This window comes from Streptomyces sp. NPDC059355, from assembly GCF_042752335.1.
GTDB lineage: Bacteria > Actinomycetota > Actinomycetes > Streptomycetales > Streptomycetaceae > Streptomyces.
The window spans coordinates 1-19,142 of sequence record NZ_JBHYXN010000069.1 but is presented as its reverse complement, the minus strand read 5'-3'; the positions used below and the strand labels follow the sequence as shown (position 1 = coordinate 19,142).

16 protein-coding genes, 2 tRNA genes and 2 pseudogenes are annotated in these 19,142 nt (G+C 71.8%); 14 read left to right on the top strand and 6 right to left on the bottom strand.

All coding sequences use genetic code 11. The annotated features are described in order from the left end of the window. Window positions 1-17 precede the first annotated feature (17 nt). Window positions 18-1,451 carry an amino acid permease gene (locus ACFXGI_RS36835; protein WP_384716817.1) on the bottom strand — a complete coding sequence of 478 codons (1,434 nt, stop codon included), beginning with the start codon at window positions 1,449-1,451 and terminating at the stop codon, window positions 18-20. Window positions 1,452-1,671: 220 nt separating this feature from the next. Between ACFXGI_RS36835 and ACFXGI_RS36830 the strand changes: the two genes are divergently transcribed. Together ACFXGI_RS36830 and ACFXGI_RS36825 are read left to right on the top strand one after the other, a co-directional pair. Then, window positions 1,672-2,157: a ribose-5-phosphate isomerase gene (locus ACFXGI_RS36830; protein WP_054226804.1), complete on the top strand. Its 486-nt coding sequence runs from the start codon at window positions 1,672-1,674 to the stop codon at window positions 2,155-2,157. A gap of 120 nt (window positions 2,158-2,277) precedes the next feature. Beyond that, window positions 2,278-3,084, top strand: coding sequence for an Fpg/Nei family DNA glycosylase (locus ACFXGI_RS36825; RefSeq protein ID WP_384716814.1), 807 nt, complete (start codon window positions 2,278-2,280; stop codon window positions 3,082-3,084). A 49-nt stretch (window positions 3,085-3,133) separates the two neighbouring features. On the opposite strand, the gene ACFXGI_RS36820 is transcribed toward ACFXGI_RS36825, so the two are convergent. Next, window positions 3,134-4,369 carry a GNAT family N-acetyltransferase gene (locus tag ACFXGI_RS36820; RefSeq protein WP_384716811.1) on the bottom strand — a complete coding sequence of 412 codons (1,236 nt, stop codon included), beginning with the start codon at window positions 4,367-4,369 and terminating at the stop codon, window positions 3,134-3,136. A 144-nt stretch (window positions 4,370-4,513) separates the two neighbouring features. Here ACFXGI_RS36820 and ACFXGI_RS36815 point away from each other — a divergent pair, with 144 nt between their 5' ends. The 3 genes from ACFXGI_RS36815 to ACFXGI_RS36805 all read left to right on the top strand — a co-directional run bounded on the left by ACFXGI_RS36815 (window position 4,514) and on the right by ACFXGI_RS36805 (window position 9,015). Continuing rightward, the gene (locus ACFXGI_RS36815) at window positions 4,514-5,629 is read left to right on the top strand and encodes a PP2C family protein-serine/threonine phosphatase (protein ID WP_384716808.1); all 1,116 of its coding nucleotides are present in this window, start codon (window positions 4,514-4,516) and stop codon (window positions 5,627-5,629) included. 117 nt (window positions 5,630-5,746) lie between these two features. Continuing rightward, on the top strand, window positions 5,747-6,649 hold the full coding sequence (locus tag ACFXGI_RS36810; protein ID WP_384716840.1) for an ABC transporter ATP-binding protein: 903 nt from the start codon (window positions 5,747-5,749) through the stop codon (window positions 6,647-6,649). Next, window positions 6,649-9,015 carry an FtsX-like permease family protein gene (locus ACFXGI_RS36805; RefSeq protein ID WP_384716805.1) on the top strand — a complete coding sequence of 789 codons (2,367 nt, stop codon included), beginning with the start codon at window positions 6,649-6,651 and terminating at the stop codon, window positions 9,013-9,015. The genes ACFXGI_RS36810 and ACFXGI_RS36805 overlap by 1 nt, the downstream gene beginning before the upstream one ends. A 159-nt stretch (window positions 9,016-9,174) precedes the next feature. On the opposite strand, the pseudogene ACFXGI_RS36800 reads toward ACFXGI_RS36805, so the two are convergent. Both ACFXGI_RS36800 and ACFXGI_RS36795 read right to left on the bottom strand, forming a co-directional pair. Further along, a pseudogene (locus ACFXGI_RS36800) lies at window positions 9,175-9,799 on the bottom strand (AAA family ATPase). A gap of 30 nt (window positions 9,800-9,829) precedes the next feature. Continuing rightward, window positions 9,830-10,384, bottom strand: a pseudogene (locus ACFXGI_RS36795) (DUF4232 domain-containing protein); the annotation flags it as partial. Between the two features lie 420 nt (window positions 10,385-10,804). On the opposite strand from ACFXGI_RS36795, the gene ACFXGI_RS36790 reads away from it, so the two are divergent. The 3 genes from ACFXGI_RS36790 to ACFXGI_RS36780 all read left to right on the top strand — a co-directional run bounded on the left by ACFXGI_RS36790 (window position 10,805) and on the right by ACFXGI_RS36780 (window position 13,025). Beyond that, window positions 10,805-12,193, top strand: a complete 1,389-nt coding sequence (locus ACFXGI_RS36790; RefSeq protein WP_384716802.1) for a pyridoxal phosphate-dependent decarboxylase family protein — start codon at window positions 10,805-10,807, stop codon at window positions 12,191-12,193. Continuing rightward, window positions 12,190-12,654 (top strand): HD domain-containing protein, encoded by a 465-nt coding sequence (locus tag ACFXGI_RS36785; RefSeq protein ID WP_384716799.1) that lies wholly within the window; start codon window positions 12,190-12,192, stop codon window positions 12,652-12,654. Before ACFXGI_RS36790 ends, ACFXGI_RS36785 begins: the two co-directional genes overlap by 4 nt. Window positions 12,655-12,830: 176 nt before the next feature. Beyond that, complete coding sequence (locus tag ACFXGI_RS36780) at window positions 12,831-13,025, top strand: hypothetical protein (protein ID WP_384716796.1); 195 nt, start codon at window positions 12,831-12,833, stop codon at window positions 13,023-13,025. 9 nt (window positions 13,026-13,034) lie between these two features. On the opposite strand, the gene ACFXGI_RS36775 is transcribed toward ACFXGI_RS36780, so the two are convergent. Further along, window positions 13,035-13,514 (bottom strand): DUF4231 domain-containing protein, encoded by a 480-nt coding sequence (locus ACFXGI_RS36775; RefSeq protein ID WP_384716793.1) that lies wholly within the window; start codon window positions 13,512-13,514, stop codon window positions 13,035-13,037. A gap of 326 nt (window positions 13,515-13,840) precedes the next feature. Here ACFXGI_RS36775 and ACFXGI_RS36770 point away from each other — a divergent pair, with 326 nt between their 5' ends. Beyond that, window positions 13,841-13,984, top strand: a complete 144-nt coding sequence (locus tag ACFXGI_RS36770; RefSeq protein WP_384716790.1) for a hypothetical protein — start codon at window positions 13,841-13,843, stop codon at window positions 13,982-13,984. A gap of 74 nt (window positions 13,985-14,058) precedes the next feature. Here ACFXGI_RS36770 and ACFXGI_RS36765 read toward each other — a convergent pair. Beyond that, a tRNA-Gly gene (locus ACFXGI_RS36765) sits at window positions 14,059-14,129 on the bottom strand. Between the two features lie 169 nt (window positions 14,130-14,298). On the opposite strand from ACFXGI_RS36765, the gene ACFXGI_RS36760 reads away from it, so the two are divergent. The 5 genes from ACFXGI_RS36760 (at window position 14,299) to clpX (ending at window position 19,023) form a co-directional block, all read left to right on the top strand. Next, window positions 14,299-14,375, top strand: a tRNA-Pro gene (locus ACFXGI_RS36760). Window positions 14,376-14,538: 163 nt separating this feature from the next. Beyond that, the gene (gene tig, locus ACFXGI_RS36755; protein WP_384716787.1) at window positions 14,539-15,921 is read left to right on the top strand and encodes a trigger factor; all 1,383 of its coding nucleotides are present in this window, start codon (window positions 14,539-14,541) and stop codon (window positions 15,919-15,921) included. Between the two features lie 286 nt (window positions 15,922-16,207). Continuing rightward, the gene (locus ACFXGI_RS36750; RefSeq protein ID WP_030862323.1) at window positions 16,208-16,825 is read left to right on the top strand and encodes an ATP-dependent Clp protease proteolytic subunit; all 618 of its coding nucleotides are present in this window, start codon (window positions 16,208-16,210) and stop codon (window positions 16,823-16,825) included. Window positions 16,826-16,911: 86 nt separating this feature from the next. Beyond that, window positions 16,912-17,583 carry an ATP-dependent Clp protease proteolytic subunit gene (locus ACFXGI_RS36745; RefSeq protein ID WP_030862325.1) on the top strand — a complete coding sequence of 224 codons (672 nt, stop codon included), beginning with the start codon at window positions 16,912-16,914 and terminating at the stop codon, window positions 17,581-17,583. Between the two features lie 153 nt (window positions 17,584-17,736). Further along, a complete protein-coding gene (gene clpX, locus ACFXGI_RS36740; RefSeq protein ID WP_384716783.1) occupies window positions 17,737-19,023 on the top strand; it encodes an ATP-dependent Clp protease ATP-binding subunit ClpX in 1,287 nt (428 codons plus the stop codon). The last annotated feature ends 119 nt before the right edge of the window (window positions 19,024-19,142 follow it).

Here is a 19,142-nt window from a genome sequence, read left to right as displayed (position 1 = left end):
TGTCACCGCATGCGTGCCTAGGCGCGCTCGGCGGCCTTGCGGCGCACGTCGCGCACCACGCCGATGACCAGCACGACGGCGGCGACCATCAGCGACAGCGTGACCGTCTCGCGGTTGTCCTTGTCGTAGACCATGTAGCCCAGGACGAAGGTGATCATCGCTGCGGTGGCCCACGTCAGGTACGGGAAGAGCCACATCTTGACCGTCAGCTTCTCCGGGGCCTCGCGCACCAGGATCTTGCGCATCCGCAGCTGGGTCAGGCAGATCACCAGCCACACGAAGAGCGCGATCGCACCCGAGGAGTTCAGCAGGAAGCTGAAGACCGTGTCCGGGGAGCTGTAGTTGAAGTAGACGGCGGCGAAGCCGAAGATCACGGAGCCCAGGATCGCAGCCATGGGCACGCCCCGCTTGTTGACCTTGGCGAAGACCTTGGGCGCGTCACCGCGCTCACCCAGAGAGAACGCCATGCGGGAGGCCGTGTACATGCCCGAGTTCAGGCAGGAGAGCACGGCGGTCAGGACGATCACGTTCATGATCTGGCCGGCGTGCGCGATGCCGATGGAGTCCAGGGCGGCGACGTACGAGCCCTTGTCGACGATCGACTTGTCGTTCCACGGCAGCAGGGTGAGGACGATGAAGATCGAGCCCAGGTAGAAGATGCCGATGCGCCAGATCACCGAGTTGGTGGCCTTGGTGACCGCGCGGCGCGGGTCCTCGGACTCGCCGGCCGCCAGGGTGACGATCTCGCTGCCCATGAAGGAGAAGACGACCATCAGCACGCCGGTGAGGATGGAGCCCCAGCCGTTCGGCATGAAGCCGCCGGCGTCGGTGAGGTGGGCGAAGCCCGCACCCGGGTTGTCCGAACCGGGCAGCACGCCGAAGACGGCGAGCATGCCGACGATCACGAATGCCCCGATGGCGACGACCTTGATGCCGGCGAACCAGAACTCGAACTCGCCGTAGGAGGCGACCGAGCCGAGGTTGGTGACCGTCAGGACCACCATCACGATCAGGGCCCAGCCCCACTGCGGGACGGCCGGGACCCAGCCCTCGAGGATCTTCGCACCGGCGGTCGCCTCCACGGCGAGCACGACGACCCAGAAGAACCAGTACAGCCAGCCGATGGAGAAGCCGGCCCAGCGGCCGAGCGCGCGGTCGGCGTACGCGGAGAAGGAGCCCGAGTTCGGGCTGGCGGCGGCCATCTCGCCGAGCATCCGCATCACGAAGACGACCAGCGCTCCGACGAGCAGGTACGAGATCAGGATGGCGGGACCGGCCTTGGCGATACCGCCACCAGAGCCGACGAAGAGACCGGCGCCGATGACGCCGCCAATGGCGATCATGGAAAGGTGGCGGTTCTTGAGACCGGCCTTCAGACCGTCGGAGGGCTGGCCCTCACCGGAGTTACCGGTGGGGTCGCCTGCCTTCTGAAGGGTCGTCGTGGAGCTCATGGACGGATCCTTAGGTTCTCGGGTTGCGAGGCCCCGGCATTCAAACCTGAGATGAACGCAGGACGGAAGACCTCAATCCGGATCGTTGCGTTGGGGCGAACGTCCAAGACGTTGGTCCCCCGTGTCTCATCTGCGTTCTTTGGCTTTATTTGAGCTTTAGAAGTGACTTACGCGACACCCCTGCGAAGATCGCGCAGCCCGCTCGTGCCACACTCGTCCCATGCGCGTGTACCTCGGATCCGACCATGCCGGCTTTGAGCTCAAGAACCACCTGGTGGACTGGCTCAAGAACAACGGCCACGAGCCCGTCGACTGCGGGCCCCACATCTACGACGCGGTGGACGACTACCCGCCGTTCTGCCTGCGCGCCGCGGAGAAGACCGCTGCCGACGCCGACAGCCTCGGCATCGTCATCGGCGGCTCCGGCAACGGCGAGCAGATCGCCGCGAACAAGGTCAAGGGCGTCCGCGCCATCCTGGCCTGGAGCGTCGAGACCGCGAAGCTCGGCCGTGAGCACAACAACGCCAACGTGATCTCCGTCGGCGGCCGCATGCACACGCAGGACGAGGCCGTCTCCTTCATCGAGGCCTTCCTGGCGACCCCGTACTCCGGCGAGGAGCGCCACACCCGCCGCATCGAGATGCTCTCCGCGTACGAGCAGACCGGCGAGCTCCCCCCGATCCCGGCCCACCACCCGCAGGGCTGATCTTCCGCTTCACCGTGCCGCCGTGGCTCCCGGCCCGGCGGCACGGCCGTTTCCGGAACCGGATCCCGAGCCGGATGCAGAGCCCGAGCCGGATGCAGAGCCAGAGGCAGGAGAAGAGCAGTGCCCGAGGGGCATACGATCCACCGCCTCGCCCAGGACCACACCCAGCGCTTCGCCGGGCGCCCGGTCCGGGTGAGCAGCCCGCAGGGCCGCTTCGCCGAGAGCGCCGCCCTGCTCGACGGGCGGGAGCTGGAGAGCGCAGAGGCGCACGGCAAGCACCTGTTCCTGGAACTCGGCGACGCCTGGATCCACATCCACCTCGGCCTGTTCGGCAAGCTCGGCTTCGGCCCCGCCCCGGCGCCCCCGGCCACCGACACGGTCCGGCTGCGGCTGCGCAACGCGGAGTACTGGGCCGACCTGCGCGGCCCCACCGCCTGCGCACTGATCGGCGACGCCGAGAAGAAGGCGATACACGAGCGGCTCGGTCCCGACCCGCTGCGCCCGGCCGACGATCCGGACCGCGCCTGGACGCGGATCTCCCGCTCCCGCACGACCGTCGCCGCCCTGCTCATGGACCAGAAGGTGATCGCGGGCGTCGGCAACGTCTACCGCGCCGAGGTCCTCTTCCGGCACGGCATCGACCCGTACCGGCTGGGCAAGGACCTCGCGCGCGGCGAGTGGGACGCCATGTGGGCGGATCTGGCGGTGCTGATGCGCGAGGGCGTACGGAACAACCGGATCGACACCGTCCGCGACGAGCACCTGCCCGAGGCCATGGGCCGCCCGCCGCGCGTGGACGACCACGGGGGCGAGGTGTACGTCTACCGCCGGGCGAACATGCCCTGCCACATCTGCGGGGCCGAGGTCCGCACCGCCGATCTGGCGGCGCGGAACCTCTTCTGGTGCCCGTCCTGCCAGACCAGGTGAGTCCGTAGGGTCCGTCGGGTCCGCCGGGTCCGCCGGACCCGACGGCCGCCTAGAAGCCGTGCGGGAGCCAGGGCGCCACATCGGCGGTGAAGGCCCGCGAGGCCTCCGCCAGCGCGCCCGGGCGCAGCTCCCGCACCCGGCCGGCCGCCGCCAGTGAGGTCAGGGTGATCCCGCCGAGGTACGCCGAGCCCAGCTCGCGCACCGACAGCTCCAGGTCCGCCGGGTCCGCGGTCCGCGTACAGGACACGGCGCCCGCCGCATCGCGGACCAGCCGCCACCGCCCCTCGTTCCACGGGCAGAACGCGTCCTCGACCTCCATCACCACGTCCAGCGGGGCGCCGTACGCCCGGGCTTCCAGGGCCGCCGGCAGGTCCACCAGCCGCAGGTGCAGCGAATCGCGCGGGGCCGGGCGCGAGCGCCGGATGTCGCTGACCAGGTGGAGCAGCGGATCGTCCACCGGCCGCTTGCGCGCCCGTACCGTCGAGGTCAGATCGATCTCGAACAGGTAGCGCCACAGCGCGGCCGTCGCCGCCGGGTCCAGCGCGTCGAGATCGGCGACCTCGACCGTGCCCTCCCAGCCGTGTCCGTCGTACGCGGCCTTGATCCGGTAGCGGGCGTACCCGACCACCTCGCCGTCCGCCCGCTCCGCCAGCACGCACTTGAGCGGTGAGGCGCCCTCGCGCATCGACTCCGGGTCCAGGAGGGACGCCCGCTCCCAGCCCGGCTGCCGCGCCGGCATGCCGGGGCGCTGGGTGACCAGCTCCCCGTACACCTGCTCGCACTCCGGCAGCGACTTCTCCGGGTCGACGAGCCGCAGCCGTACCTCGTCCGTCCCCGCCGGCACCCCGAGCCGTACGCGCGCGGTGTCGACGGTCACGGCCAGGGCGTACGTCGCGGTGCCGTAGCCGAAACGTCCGTAGATCTCCGGCTCCGAGGCCGTCAGCACGGCGATCGGCTCGCCACCCGCCCGCACGTCGTCGAGCTGGCGGCGCATCATCGAGGTGAGCAGCCCGCGGCGGCGGTGCGTCGGCGCCACACCCACCATCGTGACCCCGGCCGCCGGCACCAGCGCCCCGCCCGGCACCGACAGGCGGAAGGAGAAGGCGCCGGCCGAGCCGACGCAGATCCCGCCGTCCCAGACGCCCAGTGAGCGCCCGACCTCCGTCAGGGACTTGTAGAGTTCCCGCTCCTGGGGAGACTCCGGCACTCCGCCGAACGCCAGTTCCAGGTGGTCGTACCAGACATCCCACTCATCGGCCTGCAATACGCGCATCTCAAGAGCCATGCGCCCATCCTTACCAGGGCATTCCGTCACAGTCGAAGGGTTTTCGACCGGCCGGAGCCCCCGGGTCCGGGGGTCCCCCTGCGCACGCACAGTCAGGATGGATAGGGTCCCCAAACAATGGCCGGAGCACGCACGGAGACGCTCATGGCCCGGACGCGCATGATGTCGCACCGGGCTCGCACCGCCCTGCGCAAATCCGCCGTCGACTACTTCCGCGGCGACGCCTCCGACTGGCTCGCCTTCGCAGGGCTGCTCCTGACCGTTCCCGCCATCGCCTGCGGCACACTCATGCTGCCCGTCTGGTTCTCGCCCTCCGCCCTCGTCCTGCCGATCGTCGCGGGCGGCCTGCTGCTGCGCCCCGCGAGCCTGCTCGCGCTGTACGCGGCCTCCGCGGCCGCCCTCATCGTCGAGGCCCTGGTCCTCGGCCCGTACACCCTGGGCCCGGCCCGGGTCACCCCCGGCACGGTCCTGGTCGTGGCCGCCTGCGGATTCTTCGGGCTGGTCATCGCGCAGTTCCGCAGCCGCGTCGGCGTGCCCTGGCGGCGCGGCGGCACCATGCTCTTCGACCTGCGCGAACGCATCCGGGTCCAGAGCAAGCTGCCGGCCCTGCCGCGCGGCTGGCACCGCGAGATGGCCCTGCGCCCGGCCGGCGGCCAGTCCTTCTCCGGTGACTTCGTCGTCGCCGCCCGTACGAACGGCGGCCGGACCCTGGAGATCGTCCTGACCGACGTCTCCGGCAAGGGCATGGAGGCGGGCTCGCGCGCCCTGCTGCTGTCCGGCGCGTTCGGCGGCCTGCTCGGCGCCCTGCCCCCGCACGGCTTCCTGCCCGCCGCCAACGGCTACCTGCTTCGCCAGGACTGGGACGAGGGCTTCGCCACCTCCATCCACCTCGTCCTGGACCTGGAGACCGGCGACTACGAGCTCCTCTCCGCCGGCCACCTGCCCGCCCTCCAGCTCTCCGCGGGCACCGGGCGCTGGCAGGAGAAGTCCGGCGAGGGCCCGCTGCTCGGCGTGTACGACGGCGCGGAGTTCGAGCCCGCCCGCGGCAACCTCCGCCGCGGCGACGTCCTCATGCTCTTCACGGACGGGCTGGTCGAGACCGCCGACCGCGACATCAGCGAGGGCATCGACCGCCTCACCGGCGAGGCCGACCGGTACGTCGCCGCCGGGTGGGAGGGCGCGGCCTGGCACCTGATCGAGAAGGTCGCCAAGGACGTCAACGACGACCGCGCGCTGCTGCTCATCCGCCGCTCACCCTGACCTTCGTACGGGGGTTTTCCCCACCACCGATCCGCCTGGCTCCGCCATGTCCCCACCCGCACCGCCGTCCGTAGCGTCGTGACCACGATCACCGACGGGTACGGAAGGCGGCACACCATGGGGCTCCGGCGGAGCAGGCGGCGGCGCGAGAGCGCGCAGGCGGCGTACGAGGGCGCCGGGCGGGAGACGTACGGCAGCACCGCGCAGGCGGCGTACGAGGGCACGGGCCGGACGGCGTACGAGGGCACGAGCCGGACCGAGGGCACGGCGGCCGTCGAGCTGAGCGGCGTACGGCGCGAGTACGGCCGGGGCGCCGCCACCGTGCACGCGCTGCGCGGGATCGACATCAGCCTGCCGCGCGGCAGCTTCACCGCCGTCATGGGCCCCTCGGGCTCCGGCAAGTCCACCTTCCTCCAGTGCGCGGCCGGACTGGACGTCCCCACCGCGGGCTCCGTCCGCCTCGGCGGCACCGAGATCACCGGCATGAACGAGAACGAGCTCACCAAGCTGCGCCGCAGCCGCCTCGGCTTCGTCTTCCAGGCCTTCAACCTGCTTCCCTCCCTCACCGTGGAGCAGAACGTCCTGCTCCCGATGCGGCTCGCCGGCGGCGGGTCCTCGCGGCAGGGCCGGGACCGGGCGGCCGACCTGCTCGCCCGCGTCGGACTCGAAGGCAAGGGCCGGCGCCGCCCCGCCGAACTCTCCGGCGGCCAGCAGCAGCGCGTCGCCATCGCACGGGCCCTGGTCACCCGGCCCGACGTGGTCTTCGCAGACGAACCGACCGGCGCCCTCGACACCACCACAGCCGCCGAGGTCCTCGGACTGCTGCGGTCCGCCGTGGACTCACTCGGCGCCACCATCGTCATGGTCACCCACGACCCGGCCGCCGCGGCCGCCGCCGACCAGGTGCTCTTCCTCGCCGACGGACTGATCGCCGACCGGCTGCCGCAGAGCTCCGCCGCGACCGTCGCCGCCCGGATGACCGCCCTCACCGCCCCCGCGTACGCGGGAGCGGCCGCCTGATGCCGTTTCACCCCAACGGCCTGGCCCGGGCGGCCGTGCGGTTTCGCCCCGCCGCCTTCGCCGGCACCTTCGTCGCCCTGCTCATGACCGTCGCCATCGTCTCCGCCTGCGGGATCCTGCTGGAGAGCGGAGCCCGGGCGGGCGTCGCGCCGACCCGGTACGCCCAGGCGCCCGTGGTCGTCGCCGCCGACCAGCACATCCGCCGGCAGGCGGGCACCGGCGAAGGCACCTACGAGGACGCGGTACCGGTCCCGGAGCGGGCCAGGGTCGACGCCGCCCTGCTGGACCGCCTCGCCCCGCTCGGCCGGGCCGTCCCCGACGTGGTGTTCCCCGTACGGGCGGACACGGGCTCCGTGGAGGCCTCGGGCTGGGGCGCGTCGGCCTTCACGGGTGCGGCCCTCACGGCCGGCCGGGCCCCGGGGACTCCGGGGGAGGTCGTCCTGGGTACGGGCACGGGGCTCGCGGGGGACCGGGTGGCGCTCGACACCCCGGTCGGGAAGCGGGAATTCCGGGTCGTGGGCCGAACCGACGGCACCGGAGTCCGGTTCTCCGACGCCGAGGCCCGCGCCCTGTCCGGACACCCCGGCGCGCTCGACGCCGTCGTCCTGTTCGACGCCGACCCGGAGGCGGTGCGCGCCGCCGTCGGCGGCAGCGCCCAGGTGCTGACCGGCGCCGCCCGCGCCGTGGACCCGGGGGTCGCGGGGGCCAAGGAACTGCTGATGGGCATCGGCGGCTCCTTCGGGGGCACCGCCACCCTCGTCGCCGTCTTCACCGCCGCCGGTACGGTCGCGCTCTCCGTCGGGCAGCGCTCCCGCGAGTTCGCCCTGCTGCGCGCCGTCGGAGCCACCCCGCGGCAGATCCGCCGCATCGTCGCCACCGAAGCCCTGCTCGTCGCGCCCGCCGCGGGTGTGCTGGGCTGCGTACCCGGCATCGGCCTCGCCGCCTGGTGGTTCGGGCAGCTCCAGGCCAAGGGCGCGATCCCGGACGGCGTCGAGCTCGCCGTCTCCTGGATCCCGCTCGTCTCGGCCGCCGGCACCGGCCTCGTCACCGCGCTGCTCGCGGGCTGGGCCGCAGCCCGCCGGCCCGCCCGGATCCGGCCCGGCCAGGCGCTGGCCGCGGCCGCCGTGGAACGCCTCGGGCCTGGGTGGATCCGTACGCCCCTGGGCATCGCCGCCCTGGCCGGCGGGGTTGCCTGCGCGGGCCTGGCCGCCACCTCCGGCGGGGAGGACGCCGCCAACGCCGCGCTCGGCGTGGTCATGCTCTTCATGCTGGCCGTGGCCCTGCTCGGCCCGCTGATCGCCCGCGCCTGCGCCGCCGTACTCGGCCTCCCGCTGCGCGCCGGCGGGGCGTCCGGCTCGCTCGCCGCCGCCAACTCCCGGGCCCACGCCCGCCGGCTCGCCTCCGCGATCACCCCGATCGTGCTCGCCATGGCCTTCTCCTCGACCCTGGTCTTCCTGCACACCAGCGAGGAACAGGCCACCCGGCAGCAACAGGAGGCCGGACTGCTCGCCGACCACGTGATCACCGACCCGCCGAGCGACGCGCGCGGGGGAGTCGCGCTCACCCGCACCTCCGTCCTCGCGCTGCTCGGCAAGGGCGCCGAGCAGCGCCTCCAGTCCGTCTCGGCACAGGGCGTCGCCGGCGACGTCACCACCGTCCAGGACCTGGGCGTACGCGAGGGCAGCCTCGCGGCGCTGCGCCCGGGCACGGTCGCCGTGGACCGCAGCCTCGCGGAGTCCGCCCGCCTCGGGGTCGGCGACCGCGTCGAACTGCGCCTCCCCGACGGGACCCCGGCGAACCCCGAGATCGTGGCCGTCTACACCCGGGGCCTCGGCCTCGGCCAGGTCACCCTCCCGGCCGCCGACCTCACCGGCCACACCACGGCGGGGCGGCCCACCGAGCTGCTGATCCGGGGACCGGTCCCGGCGGGCCTGGGGGGCGCGGTGTCCGGCTCGGACTGGACCACCGCCCGGAACACGGAACGCGAGGTCAACGCCTGGGCCAACACCGTCATGGCGGCCCTCCTCGGCGGCTTCGCGGCCGTGGCCGCCGCCAACACCCTGGTGATGACCGTCCTCGACCGCCGCGGCGAACTGCGGATGCTGCGGCTGGTCGGCTCGACCCGGCGCCAGGTGCTGCGGATGCTTCGCTGGGAGGCGCTCCTGATCGGCGGCGCGGGCGTCACGCTGGGCACCGCGATCGCCCTGGCCACGCTGTTCCCGCTGGCCAAGGCACTGACCGGCGCGCCCCCGCACATCCCGCCGGTGCTGTACGCCTCCTTCGCGGCGGCGGCCCTCGCCCTGGGCCTGGCGGCCACGACCCTCCCGGCCCGCTGGAGCCTGCGCCGGGGTGGCCGTTCCGGCTAGGCCGTGCCTCTCCGGGTCAGGGCGGGCCCGGGGCGGCCGGTGCCGCGCCTCGCTGAGTTCTCGTCGGTCGCCGACACACCATGTCGGCTCCCTCCTCGGCCTTGCGATGCACGGCAGCGGACACCCCGGGCTGATCCGCCCTGATCCGAAGGACACGGCTCAGTCGAACCTGATGTGCCGGACACCGACGAGCGCGCGCCGCAGCCTCGCGCGGAGCGGGCCGTCGGTGTCCGGGGCGGCCCGCAGCCCCGTCATGGCCGCGATCCGGCCCGCCACCTGGGACACCGTGAGGTGGTCGGTGACCAGGTGGTCGGCGAACTCCGGTCCGCGCAGCGCCTCCAGACATCCGTCGAGCCGGGCCACCGCGAAGCCCTCCCGCTTCAGCCCGAGCCCGAGCCCGCGCCCGCGCTCAGCGAGCCTGCGCAGTACGGTCCCCGCTCGGCCGGCAGCGCGAAGTGCCGTACATCGTGGCCCGCTGCGCGCAGCGGGCCACCGGCTCGGCGAAGTACCGCGGCTCGGTCACCGTCATCGGCACCAGGACGGGCCCCGCGTGCCGTTCCGTGGCCGGCTCCAGCACCTCGAACACGCCCTGCCGCCACGCCGACAGGTCCTGGAAGTCCCCGCGCAGCACCGGCGGCATCATGCGGTGCAGCCCGAACCCGACGTGCTCCGGATCGCACACGACGCTGCCGCGCAGCCGCCGGTGCAACGCGTACGCGGTCTGCGTCTTCCCGCCCCCGAAGGGGCCGTCGATCCAGAGGACTACCGGGGCGCCGCCTTCCAGGGGCTGATCCCGAATCCCGGTGTTCCCGAGGTCGACGGAGTGGCGGAGCTCCAGCTCCACCCGGGGCGCACCGGGCCGCGGGGTCACGTCCAGCACCCATCCCTCGGCTGCCGGCACCGTGGGGTCGGTCACCAGGTTCCGCCACACCATGGCGAGGGAGGCGGCCTGGCCGGGCCGGAGCTCCAGCTTCTGCGGGACGCCTTCCACGCCGGTCGGCGCGCTGGTGATCCCGTCCGCTCCATGGACGACGGTCACCTCGACCGGTGCCCGCTTCCTGTCCAGCAGCCGGATCTCCGGATAGCCCTCGAGTACGTACGGCTGCGTACCGCAGTTGACCAGCTGGACGTCGGCGACGCGCAGCCCCATGGCGGCGTCCCCGGGCCCTTCGAGCAGCCGCACCCCACCCTCCGGGCACGCGGGCGCCGCGGCCGCGGGAGGGGAGGCCGCGACGGTGGGCGCGGGCGGCGCGGGCGGCCTCGGCACACTGGGCCCGGGCGCGGCAGGGGGCGCCGGCGGCACATCACACCCCGCCACGGCTCCCGCCACGACCACCGCTCCGGCAACCCCCACCACCCACCGAGTCATGCCCCGACCCTACGCCGCCCAACTCCCTCCCACAGAGCCCGACCGGCGCAGGGCCTACGCCGGCCAACGGCCGTCCTGCCGGGCCGATGCCCGGTCCGCGCTGCGCGCCGGCCGTCCCGCCGCCCGCTCCGTACGGGCCGACGCCCGGCCTACGCCGCCCAACTCCTCTCCTGCCCGTCCCGAGGGCCGGCGGCCTCGCCCGTTCCAGCCCCGCCGGCGTTCGAGGCGCGGGGTCCGGGGCGGAGCACCAGGAGCCCGGCGCCGCTGCACTCCGGCCCCGCCGGCGTCCGAGGCGAGGGGTGCCGGGTGCCGGGCGCGGGCGGAGCTCCGCACGGCCGGGAAGCCGGGAAGCCGGGAAGCCGGGCCAATCACCCCCGATTGGCCGGTCCGCCGGGCCCGGCGGGTCCCTACCGTGCCCCCATGGACCGCACGCTCGCCACCGACCTCGCCCGCCTCCCCGAGCTCCTGGAGGCCACCCACCGCACCGCCGCCGACGCCCTCGAAGCCCTGGACGCCCGTCCCGTCGTACCGCCCACCGGACCCCCGCGCGCCCCCGAGCCCCTGCCGGAGCACGCCTCCGGCACGGAATCGGCCCTCACCGCCTTCGCGGAGCGCTGGGCGCCCCGGCTGTCCGCCTCCGCCGGCCCCCGCTACCTCGGCTTCGTCACCGGTGGCGCGACCCCCGCCGCCCTCGCGGGCGACTGGCTGACCGCCGTCCACGACCAGAACTCCAACTCCGCCCTGGACGGCGCCGGCCAGGACCCCGAACGCGAGACCATCGGCTGGCTCCGTGACCTCTTCGGCCTCACCGACGCGCACACCGGAACCTTCGTCAGCGGCGCCATCATGTCCAACACCACCGGCCTCGCCATCGCCCGCGAGTGGCTCGGCGAGCGCCTCGGCGTCTCCCCTTCCGAGGACGGCGCGGCGGCGCTCGGCCCGGTTCGCGTCCTCTCCGGAGCCCCGCATTCCTCCATCGCCAAGGCCCTCTCCGTGCTCGGCCTCGGCCGCAGCTCGCTCGTCGCCGTCCCCACCCTCCCCGGCCGGGAGGCCGTCGACCCCGCCGCCCTCGACCGCGCTCTCGCCGACACCCCCGGCCCCGCCGTGGTCGTCGCCAACGCGGGCACCGTCAACACCGTGGACTTCGACGACCTCCGCGCCATCGCCGCCCTCCGCGAACGCCACGCGTTCTGGCTCCACACCGACGCCGCCTTCGGCGCCTTCGCCGCGCTCTCCCCGGAACACGCCCACCTCGCCGACGGCCTCGACGCCTCCGACTCCGTCTGCGTCGACCTGCACAAGTGGCTGAACGTCCCCTACGACAGCGCCGTCCAGTTCACCCGCCGCCAAGACCTGCAGGCCCGCGTCTTCCAGAACGCCGCCGCCTACCTCGGCCCCCTGGGCGAGCGCCCCGACCTCGTCCACCTCACCCCCGAGAACTCGCACCGGCTGCGCGCCCTCGCCGCCTGGTTCACGCTGCGCGCGTACGGCCGAGCGGGCCACCGGGAGATCGTCGAGCGCGACATCGCCTGCGCCCGGGCCTTCGGCGCCGCGCTGGAGCAGGACCCGGCCTTCCGCCTCCTCGCCCCGGTCCGCCTCAACGTCGTCTGCTTCACCCTCGCCGAGGACCCCACCGCGGCCCGCGTGGCGGCCCTGCGCGAGGCGGCGCAGGGCGAGGTCTTCGTCACCCCGACCGTCTACGCGGGAACCCCCGCCCTGCGCGCGGCGTTCTCCAACTGGCGTACGACGCAGGCGGATGTACGCCGGGCCGCGCAGGCCCTCCGTACGGCGGTGAAGGGGACGGCATGACACAAAGGCAGCAGCAACCGCTGACCCTGATGGAGGTCGAGGCACTGGCGCGCTCCGCGCACGAGGGCCAGACCGACAAGGCCGGCCGGCCGTACGCCGAGCACCTCGCTGCGGTCGCCGAGGGAGTCCGCGTCCGCGGCGGCAGCGCGGAGCAGCAGGCGGCGGCCTGGCTGCACGACGCCGTCGAGGACGACGCGCTGAGCCGGGAGTGGCTGGATTCCGCCGCCCTGCCCCAGCCGGTCAAGGACATGGTGCTGGCGGTCACCAAGCGCGCCGGCGAGCCGGTGGAGGAGTATGCGGCCCGGATCCTCGCCACCCCGGGCGCGCTCCTGGTCAAGGAGGCCGATCTGGCGCACAACGCGGACCCCGTGAGGCTCTCCGTACTGGACGGCCCCACCCGGGACCGGCTGTCCGTGAAGTACGCGTATGTCCGCTCCCTCCTCGGCCTCACCGCGCCCTGACCCAGGCCCCACGTCCGAAATATGCCCGGCGCATGGCCGGTTGGCGGGAAAGAGCCGACGCCGATTCGCCACGGGACGGATAGCCGGGGCCCGTTGGTGGGAGGATGGTCCATGTGGGGGTGCGCGTGGCCGTGCGCCCCGGGCCGACCAGGGGACGACCGAAGGTGTGATCAGTAGTGGCCATTTCGCTGTCAGTGGTGGTTCTGTTGGCGGTCATCCTGGTGGTGCTGATCCGCGGCAACCACATCAAGGCCGGCCCCGCCGCCGTCGCGGTCCTCTTCGGCTTCTTCCTGGCGTCCAGCTCCATCGCGCCGGACGTCAACCGCTTCCTCAACTCCCTCGCGGACACCATCGCGGGAATCAAGCTCTAGGGTCCGTGCTCAGGGAGTGCCGGCCGCCCGTCGGCACTCCAGGTCCGCGTTCACCTGGCCGCCCAGCGTCATGACGTTGAGGGTGGCCGAATTCTCGTTGGCGATCGCCCTCTCCACCCGGGACACGAGCAGCGTGAACGCGTCGGTCTCGGACAGTCCGGCGTACGGGCCGACCCCGGTCTCGAAGTAGATCCGCTCGTGGCCCAGCAGCTGCTCGGTCGACCGGTAGTTCTTCCACTGCTCCCGGAACCGGTACACGCTTTCGAGGGACACGGAGACGACCACGAGCAGGCTGAGCGCGGTGGCGGTGATCCGGGCGAACGGCACGTCGAGGTTGACCAGCACCGGCACGAGCGCGCCGCCGACGACCGACAGGGTCCGCATCCGTAAATGGACGGCCTTGCTCCGCACGGCCTTGCGGTCGTACCACGCCTGGTACTGCCCCAGCCGCGTCTCGACGTACTCCCGAGCCCCGCCCGCCCCCGACATGCGGGGAGTACACAACCTGCCCCCGGTGCCGTCAAGACCATCCGCGAGATGCCGCGGGACAAACCGGACGATACGATATAAGGCGCGTATCGGAGCCGTGACGCCTCACCGGCCGCACCGTCATCTTCCAAGGCAGGTCGCATGATGAACCGGACACGTCGTCTTGCAGCACTCACGCTCGTGGTGGCCCCCGCCCTCGCGCTGGCCCCGCCGTCGCCGCACACGCCTCGACCACCGCCGCCCCCGCGGCCGCGAAGTGCAACGTCGAGGCGGATTCAGCCGGCAAGTACCACGTGTGGGGTGAGGGATTCCCCGCCGGCACGACGGTGACCTACTCCGGCTCCAGCTCGGGCTCGGTCCCCATCGACAAGTCGGGCAGGTTCGACCTCGGCGGCCTGACCGGAGCGAAGTACGTGGTCAAGACGGCCGACGGCAAGACCACGGTCACCTGCGCCTCGGTCCACTACTGAGCCCCGCGCCGCTCCCGGAACGACTAAGGGCCAGGCGGAGGAAACATCCTCTGACCTGGCCCTTCGTGCTTCAGAGCGGGCGACGGGAATCGAACCCGCGTAGCTAGTTTGGAAGACTAGGGCTCTACCATTGAGCTACGCCCGCAACGCGTGCGCCGCAGGTCCGGGGGACCGCGGCACGGACAGCATCCTAGCGGGTCGGGCCGGGGGAGTGCACACCCCATTGGCGGGGCGCGGGGCGGCGTCCGGAATCGTTCGCTCAAAACCCCGCGCATCAGAGGGTCTCCGGCCATGTACCCTACGTGTCGCACCGACGGGGTGTGGCGCAGCTTGGTAGCGCGTCCGCTTTGGGAGCGGAAGGTCGTCGGTTCGAATCCGGCCACCCCGACCACCACCACCGCCATCACAAGATCGCGTTGTGGGCTGATTGCCGCTTGCGGTTACTATGCAAGCTGCGTGCCCGTGTGTCTGATGTACCGGGCCGAATCCGCCGAACCGCTGAATCGCAGCGTGGACGCAGAACCCCAAGCAGTCAGCCACAAGGAGACCGAACCGTGAAGAGCGCCGTGGAGACCCTGAACCCGACTCGGGTTCGGCTCACTGTTGAGGTGCCCTTCGAGGAGCTCAAGGACAGCCTCGACGCGGCGTACAAGAAGATCAACCAGCAGGTCACGGTGAAGGGCTTCCGTAAGGGCAAGATCCCCGCCCGGGTCATCGACCAGCGCTTCGGCCGCGGTGCGGTGCTGGAGGAGGCCGTCAACGACGCCCTCCCGAAGTTCTACACCGAGGCGGTCAACGAGGCCGACCTGAACCCGCTGGGCCAGCCCGAGGTCGACATCACGGAGCTGAAGGACGGCGAGCTGCTGGCCTTCACCGCCGAGGTGGACGTCCGCCCCGAGATCGAGATCCCGGACTACTCCGGCATCGAGGTCGAGGTCGACGCGGTCGAGGTTTCCGACGAGGACGTCGACAAGTCGGTCGAGCAGCTGCGCGGCCGCTTCGCGTCCACGAACGACGTCGAGCGCGCCGCCGCCGAGGGTGACGTCGTCACCATCGACCTGGAGGCCAAGGTCGACGGCGAGGTGCTGCCCGACGGCGTCGCCTCCGACGTCTCGTACACCATCGGCTCGGGCGAGCTCCTCGACGGCATCGACGAGGCCGTCAAGGGCCTGGAGGCCGGTGGCGAGGTCACCTTCACCTCCCAGCTGAAGGGCGGCTCCGCCGAGGGCAAGGACGCCGAGGTCACCGTCAAGGTCACCAAGGTCTCCGCCAAGGAGCTCCCGGAGCTGGACGACGAGTTCGCGCAGATGGCGAGCGAGTTCGACACCCTCGAGGACCTCAAGGCGGACAGCCGCAAGCGCCTCGAGAACATGAAGCAGTACGACCAGGCCACGCAGGCCCAGGAGCGCGTCCTGGAGAAGCTGCTGGAGCTCGTCGAGGTGCCGATCCCCGAGAAGCTGCTCGAGGACGAGGTCAACACCCGCAAGCACAACCTGGAGCACCACCAGCTCGGCCAGATGGGTCTGACCATCGAGAAGTACCTGGAGTTCCAGGGCAAGACGGTCGAGGAGTTCGACGCCGAGACCAAGGACCAGGCGGTCAAGGGCATCAAGACCCAGTTCGTCCTGGACGCGCTCGTCAACAAGGAGAAGCTGGGCGTCGACCAGGAGGAGCTCACCGAGCACCTCATGCGCCGCGCTGCCTCCTCCGGCATGTCCCCCGACCAGTTCGCCCAGGCCGTCGTCGAGGGTGGCCAGGTGCCGATGCTCGTCGGCGAGGTCGCCCGCGGCAAGGCCCTCGCGGTCGTCGTCGAGGCCGCCAAGGTCGTCGACACCAACGGTGAGGTCGTGGACCTCTCCGACGACGAGGACGAGGTCGAGACGGCCGCCGAGACCGTCGAGGCCGCTGTCGAGGGTGACGCCGGCGAGGCCAAGTAACACCCTGGGCGCCGCCCTGCGCGACGCCCGCTGAGCAGCATCGGGAAGGCCCGTACACAGCCGCGTGTACGGGCCTTCCCGCCGTCTCGGAGCCCCCGCGGACCTTGCGCTCCGAGCGAACAGTTCCGGAAGCGGGATGGCGTTGTCCGACCTGCGCGTTAGGGTCCATGAATACGGGGGCACGGGAGTACTCGGACGCCGGCGGCCACCGCCGCCCCGGCCGGTCCGCGCCCCAGAACGAGACGCTGAGACGGCAAGTGGCCGTCGGAGACGAGCAGGTGGATACGTGACGAATCTGAAGCCTTACGCCGCGGGTGAGCCGTCCATCGGTGGCGGCCTCGGCGACCATGTCTACAACCGGCTGCTCGGCGAGCGCATCATCTTCCTCGGCCAGCAGGTCGACGACGACATCGCGAACAAGATCACGGCGCAGCTCCTCCTCCTGGCCGCGGAGCCGGAGAAGGACATCTACCTGTACATCAACAGCCCCGGCGGCTCGGTGACGGCGGGCATGGCGGTCTACGACACCATGCAGTACATCCCGAACGACGTCGTCACCATCGGCATGGGCATGGCGGCCTCCATGGGCCAGTTCCTGCTCACCGGCGGTGCCCAGGGCAAGCGCTTCGCGCTCCCGAACACGGACATCCTGATGCACCAGGGCTCCGCCGGCATCGGCGGCACCGCCTCGGACATCAAGATCCAGGCCGAGTACCTGCTGCGCACGAAGCAGCGCATGGCCGAGATCACCGCCCACCACTCCGGCCAGACCGTGGAGGCGATCATCCGCGACGGCGACCGCGACCGCTGGTTCACCGCGGAGGAGGCCAAGGAGTACGGCCTCATCGACGAGATCATCTCCGCCGCGTCGCTGGTCCCGGGCGGCGGCGGCACCGGGGCCTGATCCCGGCCCCGGCGCGCGGGACCTCGTACGAGGCCCCGTACGCCCGCCCGCACCCGGCAAGCCCCAGCCCGCAGAACGCCACCAGGATGGTGAACACCCAGATGCACATGAACAACCTCTCTCCCGCGAGCGGCCTCCACACCGGCATGCCGGTGGACAACCGCTACGTCGTCCCGCGCTTCGTCGAGCGCACCTCGCAGGGCGTGCGCGAGTACGACCCGTACGCGAAGCTCTTCGAGGAGCGCGTGATCTTCCTCGGCGTGCAGATCGACGACGCCTCCGCCAACGACGTCATGGCGCAGCTGCTGTGCCTGGAGTCGATGGACCCGGACCGCGACATCTCGATCTACATCAACAGCCCCGGCGGCTCCTTCACCGCGCTGACGGCCATCTACGACACGATGCAGTTCGTGAAGCCGGACATCCAGACGGTCTGCATGGGCCAGGCGGCCTCCGCCGCCGCCGTCCTGCTGGCCGCCGGCACCCCCGGCAAGCGCATGGCACTGCCGAACGCCCGCGTGCTGATCCACCAGCCGTCCGGCGGCACCGGCCGCGAGCAGCTCTCCGACCTGGAGATCGCGGCCAGGGAGATCCTGCGCATGCGTGACCAGCTGGAGACCATGCTGGCCAAGCACTCGACCACGCCGATCGAGAAGATCCGCGAGGACATCGAGCGCGACAAGATCCTGACGGCCGAGGACGCGCTCGCGTACGGCCTGATCGACCAGATCGTCTCGACCCGCAAGAACTCCCACTGATCCTTGCCGTCAGTTGGCGTGGGCACGTCGTCACATTCGGCGATGTGAACCACGTCAAGGGGGCCCCGTACGGGGCCCCCGGCAAGGTACCGTCGGATATGAGGCACCAGGAGCGCTGAACCAGGCGTCTCCCAGGCGAAGGGGAAGCACCTCGTGGCACGCATCGGTGACGGCGGCGACCTGCTCAAGTGCTCGTTCTGCGGAAAGAGCCAGAAGCAGGTGAAGAAGCTCATCGCAGGACCCGGTGTGTACATCTGCGACGAGTGCATCGACCTCTGCAACGAGATCATCGAGGAGGAGCTCGCGGAGACCTCCGAGGTCCGGTGGGAGGAACTCCCCAAGCCTCGTGAGATCTACGAGTTCCTGGAGAGCTACGTCGTCGGCCAGGAGCCGGCGAAGAAGGCCCTCTCGGTGGCGGTGTACAACCACTACAAGCGCGTCCAGGCCGGTGAGAACGGCGGGGCGCAGGGCCGGGACGACGCGATCGAGCTCGCGAAGTCCAACATCCTGCTGCTGGGCCCGACGGGCTCCGGCAAGACGCTGCTGGCCCAGACCCTCGCGCGCATGCTCAACGTCCCGTTCGCCATCGCCGACGCGACGGCGCTGACGGAGGCCGGGTACGTGGGCGAGGACGTCGAGAACATCCTGCTCAAGCTGATCCAGGCGGCCGACTACGACGTCAAGAAGGCCGAGACCGGGATCATCTACATCGACGAGATCGACAAGGTCGCCCGCAAGAGCGAGAACCCGTCGATCACGCGCGACGTGAGCGGCGAGGGCGTGCAGCAGGCCCTGCTGAAGATCCTGGAGGGCACGACGGCGTCGGTCCCGCCGCAGGGCGGCCGCAAGCACCCGCACCAGGAGTTCATCCAGATCGACACGACGAACGTGCTGTTCATCGTGGGCGGTGCCTTCGCGGGCCTGGAGAAGATCATCGAGTCGCGGGCCGGCGCCAAGGGCATCGGCTTCGGGGCGACGATCCGCTCGAAGCGCGAGATCGAGGCGAGCGACCAGTTCCAGGAGGTCATGCCGGAGGACCTGGTGAAGTTCGGGATGATCCCCGAGTTCATCGGCCGTCTCCCCGTCCTCACCTCGGTGCACAATCTGGACCGCGAGGCGCTGCTGCAGATCCTGGTGGAGCCGCGGAACGCGCTGGTGAAGCAGTACCAGCGCCTCTTCGAACTCGACGGCGTCGAGCTGGACTTCGAGCGCGAGGCGCTGGAGGCCATCGCGGACCAGGCGATCCTCCGCCAGACGGGCGCGCGAGGGCTGCGCGCCATCATGGAAGAGGTCCTCATGTCGGTGATGTACGAGGTCCCGTCCCGCAAGGACGTGGCCCGCGTGGTCATCACCGCGGACGTCGTCCGCTCGAACGTGAACCCGACGCTGGTCCCCCGCATCGTCCCGAAGGACCAGGGCCCGCAGGAGAAGTCGGCCTGACGGCCGCCTGACGAGAAGCGCAAGGAGGGGGGGCCCGGGGGACCGGGGCGCCCCAACAGTGTGGCGGCAGTCCGATACGACCTTTGTGGGTGTGGGGTTGGTTTCGTTGGGGGGCCCCG

Bases quoted from the DNA above. Each gene is read 5' to 3' on its own strand.
- ACFXGI_RS36745 (WP_030862325.1), top strand. From the start codon at position 16,912: ATGGTGAACACCCAGATGCACATGAACAACCTCTCTCCCGCGAGCGGC.
- ACFXGI_RS36820 (WP_384716811.1), bottom strand. From the start codon at position 4,369: ATGGCTCTTGAGATGCGCGTATTGCAGGCCGATGAGTGGGATGTCTGG.
- ACFXGI_RS36810 (WP_384716840.1), top strand. From the start codon at position 5,747: ATGGGGCTCCGGCGGAGCAGGCGGCGGCGCGAGAGCGCGCAGGCGGCG.
- ACFXGI_RS36805 (WP_384716805.1), top strand. From the start codon at position 6,649: ATGCCGTTTCACCCCAACGGCCTGGCCCGGGCGGCCGTGCGGTTTCGC.
- ACFXGI_RS36815 (WP_384716808.1), top strand. From the start codon at position 4,514: ATGGCCCGGACGCGCATGATGTCGCACCGGGCTCGCACCGCCCTGCGC.
- ACFXGI_RS36830 (WP_054226804.1), top strand. From the start codon at position 1,672: ATGCGCGTGTACCTCGGATCCGACCATGCCGGCTTTGAGCTCAAGAAC.
- ACFXGI_RS36775 (WP_384716793.1), bottom strand. From the start codon at position 13,514: ATGTCGGGGGCGGGCGGGGCTCGGGAGTACGTCGAGACGCGGCTGGGG.
- ACFXGI_RS36785 (WP_384716799.1), top strand. From the start codon at position 12,190: ATGACACAAAGGCAGCAGCAACCGCTGACCCTGATGGAGGTCGAGGCA.
- ACFXGI_RS36835 (WP_384716817.1), bottom strand. From the start codon at position 1,451: ATGAGCTCCACGACGACCCTTCAGAAGGCAGGCGACCCCACCGGTAAC.
- ACFXGI_RS36790 (WP_384716802.1), top strand. From the start codon at position 10,805: ATGGACCGCACGCTCGCCACCGACCTCGCCCGCCTCCCCGAGCTCCTG.